The sequence below is a fragment of the Streptomyces megasporus genome, from assembly GCF_000718985.1.
Lineage (GTDB): Bacteria > Actinomycetota > Actinomycetes > Streptomycetales > Streptomycetaceae > Streptomyces > Streptomyces megasporus.
In genome coordinates this window covers 1-317 of sequence record NZ_JODL01000165.1, presented here as the reverse complement: position 1 = coordinate 317, position 317 = coordinate 1, and the positions used below count along the sequence as shown (strand labels likewise).

The 317-nt window shown below is 65.9% G+C and carries 1 pseudogene; it reads right to left on the bottom strand.

From position 1 onward, the window contains the following. Positions 1-265, bottom strand: a pseudogene (locus IF47_RS0127180) (hypothetical protein); the annotation flags it as partial. Positions 266-317 lie beyond the last annotated feature (52 nt).

Sequence of the window (317 nt, the reverse complement as noted above, 5' to 3'; positions counted from 1 at the left end):
GGTCGTAAGTGCAGCTCTGCGGATCGGCGTCGGCGGTACCGGCGTCGACCTTGAGCGCAACAGGGGTGGCGACGGTGGTCGCGGCGAGCTGAACACCCTTGTAGTCGAGGCTGGCGGTCGTCCACACGCGGTCGAGATCGCCCTTGAACGCGACCCTGGTACCGAGGTTCACGAGCAGCCGGTCCGCACGCGGCTGCAACTCCACCGGTGGAGTGGGCAACTTGGTCGAGTTAAAGGCCAGGTCGGAGAGAATCTCGGGAGTCACCTTGTTGGGGTCCGGCTGCGGGTCAGCAGGGGGGACCCAGATCTCCCAGTTG